Genomic DNA, 18,044 nt, shown 5'->3' on the forward strand with positions numbered 1-18,044 from the left:
CCGGTTAAGTACGACAAGCGTCGTTACAAACGGCGCAACCGGATCGAGATCATGTTCGGCAGGTTGAAGGATTGGCGGCGTGTGGCAACCCGCTACGACAGGTGCCCGAAGGTCTTCCTGTCAGCAATCGTCCTCGCAGCACTCGTTATCTATTGGCTATGAGTCCTGACCCTAGTCAACGTTCGAACCAAGGCTAACCTTCGGTCTGATACTTCTCCAAAAGTGGGAGCATCACGATGTTTTCTATATGCGAAGTAGGCGCCAGCTCGGTGTCAAGCTGGATTGCTCGCAAAAAGTGCGAGTATCCAGCCCCGAAAACACTCCGTCTTGCGCGACTAGGACTGTACTCCAACCCCGTGCCGCTGCACCAAGGATATCGGTATGAAGAGTGTCACCGCACATCGCGATGCGTTCGGGCGGAACTCCTGGAAGTGTGGCTTCGACCATTTCAAATACTTCCGGAAATGGCTTGCCAAAGAACCTGATGTCTTGAAGGCCCTCATCTGCAAGCAAATGCCCGTAGTGACCGGGCTCCAGTGAGAACCCGAAGTCTCGTGGCGCTGCCAGATCAGCATTTGCGATCACCACTGGGCGCGGGTTGGCCAACAAGCTGTCGCAAAGCATGGATTGTTGAGATTGTCGCCAGATTTCGGTCGAGAGAAACAAGAAACCGTCAGCCCGGTCAAAGTCTGCCTGGTCTGCCTCAAGCCTGATCGTCTCGGATAAGATGTCCGTCAGGTCGTCAGACGGCGAGGCGATGCAGCCCCACAGACCGTCGTTCAAGTTTGCCAAGGCTGCGTCTCGGCTGGTTACAATCTCATCTGCATCAACCTGCATTCCGAGCTTCTGAAATTTTGCAGTCGCGCCCTGGTGATTATAGCTGGCAGCATTAGAAAGAATGCGAATCTGGTGTCCGCCCTTCCTGAGCTCTTTCAAACGAGCTGCCGCGCCGGGAATCGGAGTTTCCCCAACATTTAGAACGCCAAAAGCATCAAAAACAAAGGCGTCTACTTCGTTGCCAATATCCAGAAGTGACTCGATATCCAGAGTGGCTGCAGTGAATGTTGCTTTTGGAAGCCTGGGACGTATGGACTGATAACGCGAAAATATCGAGTTGGCGTCAAGCATGTGTCCAAATGTCCTTTTTTGATGGGCGCCCCCGACAGGTTTGACGCAATCCGGAATGTAACATCAACAAAAATAAATGGAAGAAAAAACAACATTTTGAGAAATCATTGCCAAGGAGTTTCGAGATTTCATGCGCAAAATACTGATTGATATAACTTTTTCGAAGATTGCAGCCAAGGCGCCCTTTAAGGTTTTATGTGGCTTTGACTAAAAAATGTTGTTTTGTTGTTTTTTGGTGGTATGGTTTTGGCAACTTGAAGGGGGATATATGGCGTCAAAAAAGATCAGACGGAGGGATTTAATCCAGCAGGTCGTGCAAGAGCGTGGCGGTGTCAGTGTGGGGGCCTTAGCGGAAATGCTAGGGGTCTCGACGCAAACCATCCGCCGTGATCTGGACATTTTGTGCGACGGTGCAAACCTGCGACGCGCGCACGGGCGGATCGAGTTGGCTGAAAGCCGTTTGAATACACCGTTTGATCAGAGAGCCGGAACGAACTTACGTGGCAAACGGTCGGTTTCCGAACTTGTTGCGAGCATGATCCCAAACGGAGCAAATGTGTTCCTATCGATCGGATCGACCCCGCTCGAAGTGGCCAAGGCACTGTCCGGCCACCAGGAGTTAACGGTCATCACGAACAACCTGAGTGCCGCGATGGCGCTGAGTAATGAAATCTCAAACCGTATCCTTTTGCCAGGAGGCGAGCTGCGCCTGCCCGATCGTGATTTTATAGGCGAAGAAGCAACCGATTTCTTTGACAGGTTTCGCGCCGAGTTCGCAATATTTGGCGTTGCCGGTGTGGCGCATGATGGTGGGTTGTTAGAATTTCATCCGGCTGAGGTTCGGGTAAGAATGAAAATGCAGCAGCACGCAGCCAAATCGATTCTCGTAATTGACAGTAGTAAATTTGGTCGCATTGCGCCGGCATTGGGCGGCAACATCTCGGATGTCGACGTGATCGCATGCGACCGTCGTCCGGCTCCTGAATTTTCCGATCTCGCAGACAGTTTGGGCGAAGCCATTTCTTACTCACAAGGAGAGCGCTGAATATGGCAGAACCGTTTGTTCACGTTGACAATATTGCTAAGCGCTGGAATGGGCAGCTTGGCGTCGAGAATATTAATCTTTCAATCCCGCGTGGTTCGTTCGTAGCGCTGCTTGGGCCTTCGGGCTGTGGCAAATCAACGACGCTGAGATTGCTGTCCGGACTGGAATTGCCGGATGAGGGGCGGATCGTCATTGACGGGCGCGACATCACAACTTCTGCCCCTGCAGAACGCAATCTGTCGATGGTGTTCCAGTCTTATGCTTTGTTCCCGCATCTGAGTGTTGCGGAAAACGTTGTCTTTGGCCTCAAGGTGCGAAAAGTCGGCGCGGCGGAACGGCGCGAGAAACTGACCCGGGCACTCGAGATCACTGGCTTGCTGGGCTATGAGCAGCGTAAGCCGGGGGAATTGTCGGGGGGTCAGCGCCAGCGTGTGGCGCTCGCACGTGCGATCGTGGCAAACCAGCCGCTGTGCCTGATGGATGAGCCGCTTTCGAACCTTGATGCCAAGCTGCGCGCCTCGGTGCGCAAGGACATCAAAAAACTTCAGGTCGATTTGGGCATCACCGTGGTTTACGTCACGCATGACCAAACCGAAGCGATGAGCATGGCCGACATGGTCGTGCTGATGAAAGACGGCCATATCCAGCAGACAGGTTCACCGGAAGAGCTTTACTACAAGCCTGCTAACACCTTTGTCGCCGAGTTTGTCGGTGCCCCGCCAATGGCGCTGATCAAGTCTGAAGGCGTGCCGGGATTTGAGCGCGCAACGACAATTGGCCTTCGCGCAGAAGCGGTGAAGGTGGTGGAATCGGGCAAGGGCAGGCTGACTTGTAAAGTATCGGAGTGCGAATTCCTGGGTTCCGAAACATTCATTGGCCTGTCACATCCTGCTGCCAATGGTCTGACCGTGTCCATGCCCGGACTGAAACATATTCCGGCAGGAGAAGATCTGGAGATCAGCTTTTCCGATGAAGACCTGCATTTTTTTGACGACATGGGCAAGCGACTGGCCGGGTAGGTCAAGCAACTGAACTTTGGAAAGACAAGAATAACTGTCATCACTGGGAGGAAAAAATGAACGTTATTAGAAAGATAAGTTTGGCTGCCGTCTCGGCCACCGCGCTGGCTTCAGCCGCGGCGGCAGAGACGGAACTAACCATGTATTATCCTATCGCGGTTGGCGGCGCGCTGACCGAGGTAGTAGATGGCATCGTTGCCGATTTTGAAGCTGCCAACCCTGACATCAAGGTCAACGCGATCTATTCAGGCAACTATGACGACACGCGTGTGCGTGCCTTGTCCGCACTTGCATCGGGTGAACCGGCTCAGCTGGCTGTGATGTTCTCAATCGATGCCTATGATCTGATCGAGCAGGATCTGATCGTGGCCTACGAAGATATCGACGGGGTTAACCCGGACTGGCTAGACAGCTTTTATCCGGCGTTGATGGCCAATGGCCGGATCGAGGGCAAAACTTGGGGCATTCCGTTCCAGCGTTCAACTATCGTTGCCTATTACAACAAGGACCAGTTTCGTGCGGCAGGTCTTGACCCTGAGGCACCGCCCAAGACCTGGGACGAGCTGATCAGCATGGGCAAGGCACTGACCAACGACGACACCTATGGCCTGATGATCCCATCGACAGGCTATCCCTATTGGATGTTCCAGGCGTTGGCGATCCAGAACGGCAAGGAGGTGATGTCCGATGACGGCCTGACCACCTATTTCGATGACGAAACCGTTGTCGATACGTTGGAATTCTGGCAGTCGCTGTCGCAGGAGCATGGCATCATGCCCACTGGCACCGTTGAATGGGGTACCCTGCGGCAGGCGTTCCTCGAAGGTCAGACCTCGATGATGTGGCATTCGACCGGCAACCTTACGGCTGTGAAGAACAACGCCAGTTTTGACTTTGGCGTCGCCGAGCTTCCGGCCAATGTGCGGCTGGGTTCGCCTACCGGCGGCGGCAACTTCTATGTTTTCAAGGAAACATCAGACGAAGAGCGCGCGGCGGCCATGAAGCTGATCGAATTCATGACCTCACCCGAGCAAGCGGCAGCGTGGTCCATCGCGACCGGCTATATGGGCGTGTCTCCGGCGGCGTATGAAACCGAGGCGCTGAAATCCTATACAGAAGAGTTCCCACCCGCTCTCGTTGCCCGAAACCAGCTGGAAAATGCGGTTGCCGAGTTCTCGACCTTTGAAACCGCACGCGTGCGTGAGGGTTTGAATAACGCAATTCAGGCGGCTTTGACCGGCGCAAAATCGGCTGAAGACGCGTTAGGAGAAGCCCAGACATCGGCTGTGCGCCTGCTGCGTGATTACCAGTAACCTCAACTCCCTGGCGTCGGGCAGAGATGCCCGACGCACCTAACCTTGAGGGTCGCTATATGGCAGAGCATGTGAATATCGAGCGTCGTCGACAGGCCATCTACGGTTGGATCCTGTTGTCTCCAGCGGCAATTCTGCTGACGACCTTTGCGTTTTATCCTTCGCTTGCGACCTTGTGGTCGAGCTTGTTCAGCCGAGAAACCAGAAGACGCCCCAGCGAATTTGTCGGCGGCGAGAACTATGCCGACCTGTTTGCCGATCCAACCTTTTGGAAAGTTGTCGTGAACAACTTGATCTATGCGGGCGCGACCATCCCTATTTCTATTGCAATTGCGCTTTCGATGGCGCTTTGGGCGAACTCCAAGATCCCGGCGCGCGGGTTTGTACGCACCGCCTATTTCACGCCCACGGTCTTGCCAATGATCGCAGCGGCTAACCTTTGGCTGTTTTTTTATACTCCCGGATTGGGTGTGCTCGACCAGATCGGCGGTCTGTTTGGCCTTCCCTCAATCAACTGGCTGGGGCAGCCTGAAACTGCCCTGTGGGCTGTAATTATCGTGACGATCTGGAAAGAGGCTGGGTTTTTCATGGTCTTCTATCTGGCGGCCTTGCAGACGATCCCCGAGGACCTCAAGGAAGCTGCCGACATTGAAGGCGCCAGCCGCTGGACCTATACGCGCAGGATTGTGCTGCCGTTGTTGATGCCGACGACGCTATTTATCATGGTCAATGCGTTGATCAACTCTGTGAAGTTGATCGATCATTTGTTCATCCTCACCAAGGGCGGGCCCAACGACGCCTCCAAGCTTATCCTTTATTACATCTGGGAAATGGCCTTTGCCTTCTTTGATGCGCCCCACGCAGCGGCAATGACCATCCTGGTGCTTGTCGTGCTTGGCGTAGTTGCCGGCGTCAAGTTCACCATTCTCGACAAGCGGACCCATTACCAGTGAGCGGATTTTCCAGACATATCGAATCCTTTGGCGCATTGTTGTTGGCCGTGATCTGGATTTCCCCGCTGGTCTTTGCCTTTTGGGCGGCTTTCCACAGCACCTCTGACGCGGTCAACTTTAACATCACGTCGCCATGGACGCTCGACAATTTCCGCACCGCTTGGGAGGGGGCGCCGTGGCTACGCTATTTCCTCAACACCTTCCTTTTAGTGACGGTGATCCTTATTGGTCAGTTCTTCGTCACGACGCTGGCAGGATTTGCCTTCGCCCAGGTCCAGTTTCCGGGTCGGGATTTCGTGTTCATCCTAGTGCTGATGCAACTTTTCATCCTGCCCGAAGTGTTGATCGTGGAAAACTATGCAATGGTTTCACGCCTCGGATTGTTTGACACGATTCTTGGCGTCGGAATGCCCTATATGGCCTCTGCCTTTGGCATTTTCCTAATGCGGCAGGCGTTTAAGGGCGTTCCTATAGAACTGCATGAGGCAGCGCGCGTCGAAGGCTGCGGCTGGTTCGGAATTCTTTGGCGAGTCTACGTGCCCTTGGCACGCCCGACATATCTTGCTTATGCGTTGGTGTCGGTATCGACCCACTGGAACAACTTCCTCTGGCCGCTCATCGTGACCAACTCGCCCGACACACGACCGCTGACGGTTGGCCTGTCGATCTTCGGCGCACCGGAAAATGGTGTGGATATAAGCGTCATTTCGGCGGCAACGATGATGTCCGTTGCGCCCTTGTTGATCGCGTTCCTCGTGTTCCAGCGTCAATTCGTTCAGGCCTTCCTGCGCGCGGGGATCAAATAGTCATGGCGACATTTCTTCATCTAAGTGACTTGCACGCGGTATCGCGCGGCGATTTGTGTTCAGGCGTGCTTGATACCCGCGCGATCCTGATTGGGGTCATCGACCGATTGATCGAAAGAGGCGAAGCTCTTGGCCCGCTCGACGCGGTTCTAGTCACTGGTGACGTTAGCGAAGATGGCAGCCCGGACAGTTACGATTTCGCGCGCGCACAACTGGAGCGGTTTGACCTGCCGATTTATGTTGTTCCTGGAAATCATGATGCGCGCAAGCCAATGCAAAAGGCATTTTCAGGTTTGGACATCATGCCGGTGGACGGGCTTATTGATTGGGCGGACACAGTGGGCGATACCCGTGTTATCGGGCTTGACACGCTGGTTGAAGGACAGGGCGGTGGCAGGCTGCGCGTGGAAAGTCTTAATTTTTTGGAGCGGGAGCTTTCTGGGTCTGACGGGCCGGTTGTCGTTATGTTGCATCACCCGCCATTTAGCACCGGAATTGATTTCATGAATGTTATCGGATTGGAAAACCATTCCGATCTGGCAGAAATTCTTGCAGTGCACTCCGGAGAGATCACGGTGTTGGCTGGGCACGTCCACGGCGTTCACATTGGCCGCGTTGGCGGTCACGTTGCCATTACAGCGCCGGGCCTTTGCAGCGGTTTTGCACTGGACCGACGCGCGGTGGCTCCGGTTGGGTTTTTTTCTGGACCTACGGGTTGCGCAGTTCTCGAGACCGGAAAGAGCGGTACATGGAGCGCTGTTTCGCTAGACACTGCCGAGGGACCGTTTTCATTCTAAAGCGGACTTCGTGGCTCAGGAAACGAACGGCAAGTTTGTCCGCATTGCTGATATTCGCTGCAACTGCATTTTTCGTAATTGTGCACCTTCACGCAGTGCGAACAATGCAGCCAGCGCCTGATCAACAAAAAGTGCGTGCCAAGGTGTAACTTATCATCGCGGCCATGGCTTGGCACCCGCTGCCTCCCTCTCGGGACATTGTTACCGCAATGCCCTGCCGGGAAGTGGATGATGGGCGCGGATCACGGTGCTGTCGATCATTTGCAGATTGTGAGGAACGGCTTTGCTTTGGTTCAAAGTATCCATGATCGACTCCCATAGCAGGTCGGACAGGTAAAGACCTGAAAACACCGCTTCAGCGGATCAATAATTTTGCGCAAAACCGCTTGATTGGGAAGACCTCGTTACCGAAGTCCTGACCCTAACCGACGTTTTGCTCGGTGACGATTTCCCCAAACCTGTCAAAAAACTTGGCTGAAAGTTTTTTTGCAGTACCTGCAATCAACCGGCTGCCCAATTGCGCTATTTTTCCGCCGATTGTGACCTTGGCAGTATAGGATAAAACCGTTTCCTCGCCCTCCGTGCTAAGATTGACATCCGCACCCCCTTTGGCAAAGCCCGCAGCGCCACCTTTTCCTTCACCGGTCAGGGAAAACTCATCCGGAGCATTGGAGTTGTCCAACGTCACTTCGCCGCTGAACCGAGCCTTGACGGGGCCGATTTTGAGCACAACTTTGGCCTCCAAATGCTCGGGAGAATGCTGGATCAATTCCTCACAACCGGGAATGCACTCACGCAACACATCCGGATCATTTAGCGCTCGGTACACGACGTCACGCGGAGCAGAGATTCGGATTTCGTCATTTAGTTCCATTTGAGAGTCCTTTACTCAACAGCATCTTGGGAAAACGCGAAGTGCGGTCTCGGTCGCCTCTTCCGGGGTCTGTTCCGGCTTCACAGTCCGAAAGGACTGCAACCATTTACGCCATTTTTTCATCATGCGATGTCTCCTTGGAATTGTCTGAATTCCGCCAGAGGATGATCTCGGCGAGGATCGAAAGGGCGATTTCGTGCGGGTCGATTGCATGGATATCCAGACCGGCCGGTGACTTGAGTCGACTGGTCTGCTCGACGGTCATTCCCTGCACTTGCAACCTCTCGCACAACACCTTGGCCTTTCGGTGGCTCGCGACCATCGAAACGCGTCGTGCTGGTGATTCAAGCGCAGATTTCAGCGCTGCACCATCGCCCTTCCCCTGTGAGGCTACCACCGCGAAATCGCGTGGTTCAACCCCCAATGCGCTTAGGTCATTCGGATCAAACCCGATGAATTCCACCGAGCTTTCTGAACCTTCAGGCAAGCAAACACGCAACCCGGACAGCGCCGCGTGAGCGGCAAGCGCATGTGCAATCGGAGAGTCTCCAAATATGATCAGGCGCGGAGTGTGCTGATACGGCTCGATCAACAAGTCGACAGTTCCGCCCGAAGGACAACCGCTTTTGAAGGTCTCAACACCATCCGGATCTGTCATCGCCACTACCTTTTCCGAAGGTTTCACGCGGATCATTTTCGGAATTCCAACTGCAAGTGCCTCCTGCGCCGATGCGCGTACGACGCGCTGCACGCACGCTCCACCCAGGTGCCCAAAAATACACCCGTCCCGCGTAATCACGGCCTTGCCACCTGCCTTGGCCGAGGTTGCGTCGGCAGTTCGAAGGACAGTTGCCACGCAAAAGGCGTCACCCTTTTGACGCAACTCCTCAATCGTGTCGAAAATGTCGAAACCTGCCATAGCCGTGTCCTTTCACAGTTTTCGGAATTCGGGTTCCAACGCCGACAGCGCGTCGAGCGTGTTGGCCGGTAAGTGCGCATCCAGATACGGCTCCGCAGCCTGCATGGCAGCAGCAATGGGCTGATAGTCTTTCCATCCTTTAAGAGGATTCAGCCAGACGATCCGCCGCGCCTTGCGTCGAACCTGAGCCAGCGCTTCTCCCAAGGCTTCAGGTGACGAGCTGCAATAGCCGTCCGAGAGGATCAAAACGATCGTCCGCCCGTTCAATGCCCGGGCACCGTATCCGTTCAGAAACTTCTCAAGGCTTCCCGAGATGTCGGTACCACCGCCGAACCCTTCGGCCATGAGTGATAGCCGTCCAGCCGCGCGCAGTGTGTCGTGATCGCGCAGTGCATCAGTCACACGCATCAAACGCGTGTGGAACAAATAGGCGTCTGCCTCAGCTCCACTACCGATCAATCCTTTCAAAAAGGCCAAAAAGACCCGCGAATAGACAGCCATGGAACCGCTGACGTCACACAAGGCCACAATCCTCATTGGGCGTGATGGGCGAGCGCGGCGATACAGATCCATCGGCTCTCCTCCTCGTGCAAGGCTGGCGCGTTGAATCCGGCGCATGTCCAAAGCAGAGCCCCGCAGAGCTTGCTTTCGCCTACGCGAGCGGCGGTCGCGGATGGCGCGTGCGATGGCGGTCGCGACCTGTTCCGCCTGCCTCAGGGCGTCTTCATCCATCAGTTCGCGCAAATCCCGGCGCGACAGGTTGGCCGTACGGGTTGCGATTAGCTTCCCGTCTCTCCCCACGGCCTCCCCATCGCCGGTATCAGGTGCGGCGGCCTGATCCGTGCCAGTCTCGGATTCCTGACTATCCTGGCTCTCTTGCTGCCAGATCATCGGCTTTGCAGATTGAACCCGCACATGCGCGGTTTGGGCGGTTCCCGTGCGTTGCTTGCCAGTGTTGAACCAATAGGCTTCGAACAAATCATCGAACCGCCGCCAATCGTCGACGTCGCCAGCCAGCAACGCGCAAAGTGCCTGCTGGGCCTGTCTGACATCCGTCGCCTCAACCGCCGCCAGCGCACCCAATGCGTCCCCCGTTTCAGCCGGACCAACTCGCATCCCGTTCATACGCAAATGTTCGATGAAGCCGGACATGCGATCCGACAGACCAGATGCGCGAGAGGGGAAGCGGGTGACCTGCATCACGCCACCTTTCCGATCAGGCGATCCATCACTTCAGGCGGAGCTGCGTCATAGTCGGCTGCAGTTTTCAAAAGACAAACAAGGGTTGCCTGAACGTCTTTGCGGGACTGCGCCATGTCGTTGACGCCCAGCCCTGAAAGAGCGGCCGCCCAGTCCAGCATCTCGGCGATGCCGGGGGTCTTTTCCAAGTCCTCTTTGCGCAGCGCCTGCACAACGCTAATAATCTGGCGCGCCAACAGCCCTTCGACTGCGGGCATGCGAGCTTTCAGGATCGCCATTTCCGTTTCACGCGATGGGTAGTCGAGGAAACTATACAGGCACCGACGCCGCAGCGCGTCCGACAAGTCCCGAGTGCCATTCGCCGTCAGAATCACGATGGGCCGCGAACGCGCCTTGATGGTGCCGAGTTCAGGGATCGTGATCTGAAAGTCCGACAAAATTTCGAGCAGATAGGCCTCAAACTCCTCATCCGCCCTGTCGATTTCATCAATCAGCAGAACAGGTGGTTCTTCTTCGCTGATTGCTTCCAGCAAGGGTCGCTTTAGCAGATAATCATCGTTGAACAACTGCGCTTCGCTGGTGCCACCCTGTGCCTCGCTTGCGCGAATAGCCAGCAACTGGCGCTGGTAGTTCCACTCATAAATCGCATGGCTGGCATCGAGCCCTTCATAGCACTGCAACCGGATCAACCGCGCGGCGCGCTGTGCTGCCAACGCCTTGGCGACCTCGGTTTTACCGACCCCAGCCGGGCCTTCCAGCAGCAGTGGACGCCCAAGCGTCTGCGCCAGATGCAACGCCATAGCCAATCGGTCGTCGGCAACATAGCCCACCTCGGCGAGGCCTTGCTGTATGTCCTGCAAGCTCATGCCATTCTCCCGGATTGCCGCCGCACCAAGTTTCGACGCGACGGCCTTTCCTGTTAGCCGTGCATTCCAAGACCATTGGCGATCTTCCAGATGCGCCAGTGATCATGCGGCATGTGGCTTTGAACAAGGCCAAATGGGCGGAAAGCATCATGCACCGCGTTCGAGAACGCAGGCACACCGCCGACATTCGGGCTCTCGCCCACGCCCTTGGCACCGATCGGGTGATGCGGAGATGGCGTCACCGTGTGATCAGTGGTGTAGTTGGGCGTCTCCCACGCGGTGGGCAAGAAGAAGTCCATCAACGTACCGGTCTTGACGTTGCCCATCTCATCATAGGCGATTTCCTGACCCATAGCGATGGCCAACGCCTCGGTCACGCCGCCATGGACCTGACCTTCGATGATCATGGGATTGATCCGGGTCCCGCAATCATCCAGCGCATAGAACTGCCGGACCTCCCATTCGCCGGTATCGACGTCGATCTCCATGACGCAGATATAGGCCCCGAACGGGTAGGTCATATTCGGCGGGTCATAGTAGCTTACGGCCTCCAGACCGGGTTCCAGCCCCGGAATGGCCTGATTATATGCGGCAAAGGCGATTTCTTTCATCGTCTTGAACCGCTCAGGAGCACCTTTGACTGAGAACCGATCCACGTCCCACTCAACGTCGTCGTCATGCACTTCCAGCAAGTAGGCTGCGATCATCTGCGCCTTGGCGCGGATTTTGCGGGCGGCCATCGCCGTTGCCGCGCCGGCCACGGGTGTCGACCGAGACCCATAGGTACCAAGCCCATAAGGCGCGGTATCAGTGTCGCCTTCTTCCAGCGTGATGTCATCGGCAGGCAGGCCGATCTCGCTGGCGATGATCTGAGCAAAAGTCGTAGCATGGCCCTGACCTTGGCTGATCGTCCCCAGCCGTGCGATGGCGGAACCGGTTGGGTGAATCCGGATTTCGCATGAGTCGAACATTCCCAACCCAAGGATATCGCAGTTCTTGACTGGTCCAGCCCCGACGATTTCGGTGAAATGCGTCAGACCGATGCCCAGCAGTTTGCGGGTCTTTCCGGCTTTGAAGTCCTCGATCCGTTGCGCCTGCTCCGCCCGCAGACCATCATAGTCCACGGCCTTCAGCGCTTTGTCCCAAGCGGTGTGATAGTCACCCGAGTCATATTCCCATCCCAGCGCGGACTGATATGGGAACTGATCCTTGCGGATAAAGTTGATCCGGCGTAACTCGGCCGCGTCCATGTTCAGCTTGATGGCCAGAACCTCGATCATCCGCTCAATGAAATACGCAGCCTCGGTCACCCTGAACGAGCAACGATAGGCGACACCGCCCGGTGCCTTGTTGGTGTAAACCCCATCCACAGCCAGATAAGCGGTGGGGATGTCATATGACCCGGTGCAGATGTTCATGAACCCGGCCGGGAACTTCGTTGGGTCGGCACAGGCGTCAAATCCACCATGATCTGCTGTGGTATGGCACCAGAGACCAGTGATCTTGCCATCCTTGGTCGCAGAGATCTTGCCCTGCATCCAGTAGTCGCGGGCAAAGGCGGTAGACATAAGGTTTTCCATCCGATTCTCGACCCATTTCACCGGTTGACCGGTGACAATAGAGGCTACAACCGAGCAGACATAGCCCGCATAAGCACCAACTTTGTTACCGAAGCCGCCACCGATATCAGGGCTGATCACCCGGATATTGTGCTCGGCGAGACCAGAGATCAGCGACACTACGGTTCGGATCGCGTGCGGGGCCTGGAATGTACCATAAAGCGTAAGCTTACCGGTTACCTTATCCATCGAAGCCACACAGCCACAGGTCTCCAGCGGACATGGGTGGGTCCGGTGGTAATAGACCATCTCTTCGGCCACGACATCCGCCTCACCCAGCACGGCTTCCGTCGCATCTTTGTCGCCCTGTTCCCAAGTGAAAATGTGGTTGTGATGCTTGCGCGGGCCATGGGCGCCCTCGGTCTGACCCGCAAGGTCTTCACGCAGTACAACGTCCGATTTCAGCGCCTCGAACGGGTCGGTCAGAACGGGCAGTTCTTCGAAGTCAACCTCGACCAGTTCTGCCGCATCCGCTGCGATGTATCGATTTTCAGCAACGACATAGGCGACTTCTTGGCCCTGGAACAGAACCTTGCCATCGGCCAGCACCATTTGCTTGTCACCTGCCAGCGTCGGCATCCAATGCAAACCCAGCGGAGCCAGATCCTCGGCTGTCAACACAGCAACAACGCCGGGCACGGCCAACGCGGCCTCTTTGTTCACACTGACAACGCGGGCATGAGCATAGGGCGAGCGGACAAACGCGCCAAACAGCATCCCGTCCAGCTTGATGTCATCGACGTAGTTGCCCTTGCCTTGGGTAAAGCGCACATCCTCGACGCGTTTGCGCGAGCTACCCATCCCTTTGAGATTGGCGGCGCGTTCTTCGGGGGTCATGGTTTGATCGTTCATTCCGCGGCCTCCTTCTGAGCGTTCAGCATGTCAGCTGAGGCCGAGATCGCCTTGACGATGTTCTGGTATCCGGTGCATCGGCACAGGTTGCCAGCCATACCAAAGCGGATTTCTTCCTCGGTTGGGTTCGGGTTTTCCTGCAGCAGACGATGCGCGCGGGTGATCATGCCCGGCGTGCAGAAGCCGCACTGCAGCCCGTGATGTTCGCGAAACATCTCTTGCAAAACGCCAAGGCTACCATCGTCATTGGTCAGCCCTTCGACGGTTGTGATATCGGCCCCGTTCACCTGCGCCACAAAGGTTGTACAGGACTTGACGGACTTGCCATCAATATCCACGGTGCAGGCCCCACAATGGCTGGTTTCGCATCCAATATGCGGACCGGTGATTTTCAGATCTTCCCGCAGGAAGTGGATCAGCAGCGTGCGCGGCTCGGCCAGACCTTCGACCTGTTTGCCGTTCACTGTTAGTTTTACGTGCATTTTTGACATGGTTGTTCCTCCCCTCAACTCGCGCGGCTTTGCGCACGGTCGATGGCGCGGCGCAGCATCACGGCGGCCACGTGTTTCTTGAATTCGATGGGACCGCGGTTGTCAGCCACCGGGTCAATTGCGTCGAGCATTGCGGCGACGCAGCCGCTGACGTCTCCGTCGGCCAGCGCATTGCTTGCGCTTTCGGACCAGATGGGCGTGTCCGCAAGGTTGGTCATCGCGACCGAGGCCTGTCCGTTGCCAACCATCACTGCCGCTGCGGCCGTCGCGTAATCGCCGATCTTACGTTTCTGCTTCTCGTACGCCTGACCCACCCCGGAGCCTGGCACGGGGATCGAAATCCGGGTCAGGATTTCCTCATCCTCGCGTGCAGTAAAGTACGCGGCCTCATAGAAATCCCGTGCTGCCACACTGCGGGTGCCGTCAGGTCCCGATAGTTCAAACGTGGCGTTCAGGCATTGCATCAGGCCCGGCATGTCGTTGCCCGGGTCGCCATTGGCGACGTTCCCGCCAACAGTGCCAACATAGCGCACTTGAGGGTCCGCGATCTGCAAAGCCGCCTCGCGGATCAATGGAACGGCCGAAGCCAGACCATCATGGGTTATCATCTCATGCTGAGTTACCATCGCGCCGAGTGAGACGGTATCAGATCCGACCTCGATGCCCTTCAACTCATCAATGGCTTGCAGATCAACCAGATGGCCCATCTCGGCCATGCGCAGCTTCATCATCGGGATCAGGCTGTGCCCGCCCGCAATGACGCGCGCCTCGTCTCCGTGTTCCTGTAGAATGCCGATGGCCGTGGCGATGTCGCCTGGCCGGTGATACTCAAAACCGGCTGGTATCATGTTTTTCCTCCCTGGGTCCGAGCGGTGTGCCTTGGGGAACCTAAGAGGTAGGAAAGAACGTGTGACTTAAGGCTTCCAGCGATCGGGAACAGGTCGCGCGGCTTGTTTCACGAAATGCGAATAGGCTGCATGAACTGCGATCAGAGGCCCAGAGCCTCGCGAATGTCCGTCAGGCGGGACCGGCTGACCGGCACTTTGGTCAACGCGTCGACCCCGTCAAAATAACAGGTGCCGTTGTCCTTGTGACGTTCAAAGCTAGAGACGTGTTTGGGGTTCACCAGATAGCTGCGATGGGCGCGCAAAAACCCGTCTGGTTTCAAGCGGTTTTCGGCCTCGGTGATCGACCAAGGACAGAATAGTTTTTCAACACCCATATAGAGAACAGTATAATGCCCCTCGGCCCGGATGGCGGCAACGCTGGCGGGTTCCGTGAAATATGTCTGGCCTTCACGCTCGAACGGAACACCGGCGCGCAAGGTTGCGGGTTCCGGCGTGCGTTCGGGCGCCAGCTTTTCCTTCGGTTCGATGAACGATATCCCGGTCAGCAGAAAAGCTCCGCAGATCAGGAAAACAGAAACGGTGACGCCCATCGCCAGAACCTGATTGTCCAGCGCGGGCCCCGCACCGCCGGCGGCGTCACTTGCCACAAAATCGGTCAGACCGGTCGCCACAAAGTGCATAGTAAAAACGGCAAACCCAAAGCAAACTGTGCCCAGCAGAATATTGCGTTGCGTGCGGTTGCCATAAGCAACCCAAATAGCCGCGACCGACAGGATCACCGAGGCCAACGTCGCCAGAGCTACGTCCAGAACATTGTATACGGGGCGGCATAGCTGCATTCCCGCCATGCCAATGTAGTGCATCACCACGATGCCCAGCCCCACGATCACCCCCGATCCGATCATCGTCTGAGGCGTACGCGGACGGAAATGCAGCAACAGCAGCGCCAGCCCAACCATCAGGATCGCTACAAGCGCAGAGATCAGAGTGATCAGTGCGTCGTAGTAAAACAGTATCGGCAGTTGCAGGCCCAGCATGGCAACGAAATGCATCGACCAGATACCGCCGCCCAGAATGACCGCCGCCAGAGCAACGACAAGCTTGCGGCGCTGGCTATCCAGCCGGGACGCGCCATGCGTCAGATAAAGGCCGGTAAATCCGGCCATCAGCGCAACGGCCAAAGAGGCCGCGACAAGCCAGGCGTTGTGCGAATAGTCCAGCATATAGGTGTACACGCCCTCCCCAGCGCGTGTCCGACGTTAGCAAACTGAAATTCCCGGCACAATCTACTCTGACCGGACTGCAGTAGCACGCGCAGAGGAATTCGAATCAGTCTCAGTGAGGCTAGCAAAGCTGTCCTGTGTCCGGCACCGAGTTCGCGCCATTCGGCAGCAGCGGTGGAACGTGTCTGCACGAAAGTGTCCTGGCTGAAGAGGGATCGCTCATAGTTAATGTGGTTGCAGTTCTAGACATGAAAGGTGGCGATTACGGTACATTCCATTCAAGTTGCGTCCAGGCAAGCTTCGCCGCTGCAGATATTTTGCCTGCCTCCTACTGCTACCGACCTATCCGGGCGATCACGATTTTAAGTTCGCGCCAGACCGGAGCAAAGATCCAGTTAGCCCAAAAGCTACGTGACCAAATAGGCGAGAACGCGTTTGAACACTTCGCGAATACACTGTCCATCTTCGGATCATTAAATCGCCTTGCGGCCCGTCCCACGTGCCTTGTTGTCCAGATCCCAGCCCGTGCCTCAACTGGCCCCTTGAGGAGTTTAGCGCGGTTTGCGAGGATTTCTTGGATCAATCCCGAAAGCGCCCCCTTATCGAATAAGGTGATCTTTTGCAATCCAAGTGAACATCGGGTTATGGCTCGTCACGTCCGGGAGAGCTTTATGAGTGAAAAATAACGCGATGACCAATAGGGCTGTAATGCTCGACTGCGTTATATTGAAGACCGCGGCGATTGGGTTGATTACCCCTGCCCGATTCCTTGGCTTGGCAATTGAATCCGACACCTTGCATCGCTGTTCGACGCCGACAATTACACGTAAGGAACACCGCGCGTAGATGGGTTCGCTAGACTGGGCTCCTTCGGGCCCTCTCCAACATGCTTAGGACCCTTCAAACAGATCTAAAGTGGTCCGGTAAGACGGTGAACCAGACGCCTTAGAATCCGATTCATTTAAGGCTTGAGGCAAATTTAACTCAAATATATTGACACTCTCCTGAAGTGGTTGATAAACGGTTAAAAAAAGAAGTGCTCCCTTAAAACGAGTATAAAAATAATTAGCTTAAGGCTCTTGAGCAGTTATGTTTGATTTTAATTTACCCGAGCACGATCTCGGGGAATCCACCGCCTTTGCGCGGGCTCCAGCCTCTGCACCAAGTGTCTTTTTTGCCTTGGCAAAACGTGCGTTTGATCTTGTCCTGAGCGTATTTGTTCTGTTGCCTCTCGCGGTGTTTTTTGGAATCGTCCTGCTCGTCTTGAACCCAATTTGGAACAAGGGGCCTCTATTTTATTCTCAGGTGCGTATGGGGAAAAACTGCGAACCATTCACAGCATACAAGTTTCGCAGCATGCGCCCGACCAAGAAAATTGAACGGGGTGCTGATTGCCCGTTGGAAGAGGACAGAATTACCCAGCTTGGTCGCTTCTTGCGCAAGTCCCGCATTGATGAATTACCGCAAATCATTAATGTTTTCAAAGGTGAAATGAGCTTGATAGGCCCTCGACCGGATTACATCGAGCATGCCCGAGAATATATGTCGCTTATACCCGGATACCAGGCGCGTCACCTTGTGCGCCCCGGAATCAGTGGCTGGGCGCAGGTTGAACTTGGGTATATCGAAGGTACAGATGCGACACGCCGAAAAGTAGAGGCAGATCTGTACTACATCGCAAATACCGGGCTTATCATGGAAGCTTGGATCGTGTGGCGCACCATTTCGATCATGCTACGCCGAAGCGGAGCTTGAGCAATCTCCGTCGGTAGAGGCTTTCGGAAGATCCGTATTTTTCCAGCGATCAAAATCTGAGACGCCTGCCGCAGATCAGGCAAGCTGATCAAGCTTAAAGAAAGTCAGGAAACTATGGCCTTCTACCCTTTTTCGAAGGGGAGATGGCTTGGGCATGACTCTACTTTAAGATGTTTTAAAAATGCCCAAAAAATGGGTGTCAAACTGTCTACTTGCAGAATTGCCACAAGGTGTTTTGTGGATATTTTTTTTGGCGGATTGTTTCGGGACGTTTGTTTTGAAAGTTGTTAGTGAGGCGCCGATCGAAAAAGCGATAGATTGACGTGAAGATTCGAG

17 protein-coding genes and 2 pseudogenes are annotated in these 18,044 nt (G+C 55.5%); 9 read left to right on the forward strand and 10 right to left on the reverse strand.

The window, feature by feature from the left end; genetic code table 11:
- Window positions 1–162 (forward strand): transposase (locus tag ACR0B0_RS20485; protein ID WP_480649382.1); only part of this gene is annotated, 162 nt, incomplete at its 5' end.
- An 81-nt stretch (window positions 163–243) separates the two neighbouring features.
- On the opposite strand, the gene ACR0B0_RS20490 is transcribed toward ACR0B0_RS20485, so the two are convergent.
- On the reverse strand, window positions 244–1,128 hold the full coding sequence (locus ACR0B0_RS20490) for an HAD-IIA family hydrolase (protein ID WP_170352100.1): 885 nt from the start codon (window positions 1,126–1,128) through the stop codon (window positions 244–246).
- Between the two features lie 268 nt (window positions 1,129–1,396).
- Here ACR0B0_RS20490 and ACR0B0_RS20495 point away from each other — a divergent pair.
- The 7 genes and pseudogenes from ACR0B0_RS20495 to ACR0B0_RS20525 form a co-directional block, all read left to right on the forward strand.
- Window positions 1,397–1,573: pseudogene (locus ACR0B0_RS20495) on the forward strand (DeoR family transcriptional regulator); the annotation flags it as partial.
- On the forward strand, window positions 1,574–2,173 hold the full coding sequence (locus ACR0B0_RS20500; protein ID WP_438826491.1) for a DeoR/GlpR family DNA-binding transcription regulator: 600 nt from the start codon (window positions 1,574–1,576) through the stop codon (window positions 2,171–2,173). It begins immediately after the preceding pseudogene.
- A 2-nt stretch (window positions 2,174–2,175) separates the two neighbouring features.
- Complete coding sequence (locus ACR0B0_RS20505; RefSeq protein WP_170352098.1) at window positions 2,176–3,192, forward strand: ABC transporter ATP-binding protein; 1,017 nt, start codon at window positions 2,176–2,178, stop codon at window positions 3,190–3,192.
- A 56-nt stretch (window positions 3,193–3,248) separates the two neighbouring features.
- A complete protein-coding gene (locus tag ACR0B0_RS20510; RefSeq protein WP_170352097.1) occupies window positions 3,249–4,505 on the forward strand; it encodes an ABC transporter substrate-binding protein in 1,257 nt (418 codons plus the stop codon).
- A gap of 59 nt (window positions 4,506–4,564) precedes the next feature.
- Complete coding sequence (locus ACR0B0_RS20515) at window positions 4,565–5,458, forward strand: carbohydrate ABC transporter permease (protein ID WP_170352102.1); 894 nt, start codon at window positions 4,565–4,567, stop codon at window positions 5,456–5,458.
- Complete coding sequence (locus tag ACR0B0_RS20520; protein WP_170352096.1) at window positions 5,455–6,264, forward strand: carbohydrate ABC transporter permease; 810 nt, start codon at window positions 5,455–5,457, stop codon at window positions 6,262–6,264. The genes ACR0B0_RS20515 and ACR0B0_RS20520 overlap by 4 nt, the downstream gene beginning before the upstream one ends.
- Before the next feature lie 2 nt (window positions 6,265–6,266).
- The gene (locus ACR0B0_RS20525) at window positions 6,267–7,061 is read left to right on the forward strand and encodes a metallophosphoesterase (RefSeq protein ID WP_170352095.1); all 795 of its coding nucleotides are present in this window, start codon (window positions 6,267–6,269) and stop codon (window positions 7,059–7,061) included.
- 216 nt (window positions 7,062–7,277) lie between these two features.
- Here ACR0B0_RS20525 and ACR0B0_RS20530 read toward each other — a convergent pair.
- From ACR0B0_RS20530 to ACR0B0_RS20570, 9 genes and pseudogenes are all read right to left on the reverse strand, one after another.
- Window positions 7,278–7,382: pseudogene (locus ACR0B0_RS20530) on the reverse strand (IS5/IS1182 family transposase); the annotation flags it as partial.
- Window positions 7,383–7,482: 100 nt separating this feature from the next.
- A complete protein-coding gene (locus ACR0B0_RS20535) occupies window positions 7,483–7,935 on the reverse strand; it encodes an SRPBCC family protein (protein ID WP_170352094.1) in 453 nt (150 codons plus the stop codon).
- Window positions 7,936–8,041: 106 nt separating this feature from the next.
- The gene (locus ACR0B0_RS20540; protein WP_170352093.1) at window positions 8,042–8,854 is read right to left on the reverse strand and encodes an XdhC family protein; all 813 of its coding nucleotides are present in this window, start codon (window positions 8,852–8,854) and stop codon (window positions 8,042–8,044) included.
- A gap of 12 nt (window positions 8,855–8,866) precedes the next feature.
- Window positions 8,867–10,054 carry a vWA domain-containing protein gene (locus ACR0B0_RS20545; RefSeq protein ID WP_170352092.1) on the reverse strand — a complete coding sequence of 396 codons (1,188 nt, stop codon included), beginning with the start codon at window positions 10,052–10,054 and terminating at the stop codon, window positions 8,867–8,869.
- Window positions 10,054–10,920 (reverse strand): AAA family ATPase, encoded by an 867-nt coding sequence (locus ACR0B0_RS20550; protein WP_170551244.1) that lies wholly within the window; start codon window positions 10,918–10,920, stop codon window positions 10,054–10,056. Before ACR0B0_RS20550 ends, ACR0B0_RS20545 begins: the two co-directional genes overlap by 1 nt.
- A gap of 53 nt (window positions 10,921–10,973) precedes the next feature.
- Window positions 10,974–13,391, reverse strand: a complete 2,418-nt coding sequence (locus tag ACR0B0_RS20555; protein WP_170352090.1) for an aerobic carbon-monoxide dehydrogenase large subunit — start codon at window positions 13,389–13,391, stop codon at window positions 10,974–10,976.
- The gene (locus ACR0B0_RS20560) at window positions 13,388–13,882 is read right to left on the reverse strand and encodes a (2Fe-2S)-binding protein (protein WP_093963851.1); all 495 of its coding nucleotides are present in this window, start codon (window positions 13,880–13,882) and stop codon (window positions 13,388–13,390) included. Before ACR0B0_RS20560 ends, ACR0B0_RS20555 begins: the two co-directional genes overlap by 4 nt.
- 14 nt (window positions 13,883–13,896) lie before the next feature.
- On the reverse strand, window positions 13,897–14,730 hold the full coding sequence (locus ACR0B0_RS20565; RefSeq protein WP_425082641.1) for an FAD binding domain-containing protein: 834 nt from the start codon (window positions 14,728–14,730) through the stop codon (window positions 13,897–13,899).
- Between the two features lie 140 nt (window positions 14,731–14,870).
- On the reverse strand, window positions 14,871–15,953 hold the full coding sequence (locus tag ACR0B0_RS20570; protein ID WP_425082665.1) for an MHYT domain-containing protein: 1,083 nt from the start codon (window positions 15,951–15,953) through the stop codon (window positions 14,871–14,873).
- A 1,089-nt stretch (window positions 15,954–17,042) separates the two neighbouring features.
- On the opposite strand from ACR0B0_RS20570, the gene ACR0B0_RS20575 reads away from it, so the two are divergent.
- Window positions 17,043–17,708, forward strand: coding sequence for a sugar transferase (locus tag ACR0B0_RS20575; protein WP_170352088.1), 666 nt, complete (start codon window positions 17,043–17,045; stop codon window positions 17,706–17,708).
- Window positions 17,709–18,044: the final 336 nt, after the last annotated feature.

The sequence above is a fragment of the Ruegeria sp. BA12 genome (genome assembly GCF_056539625.1).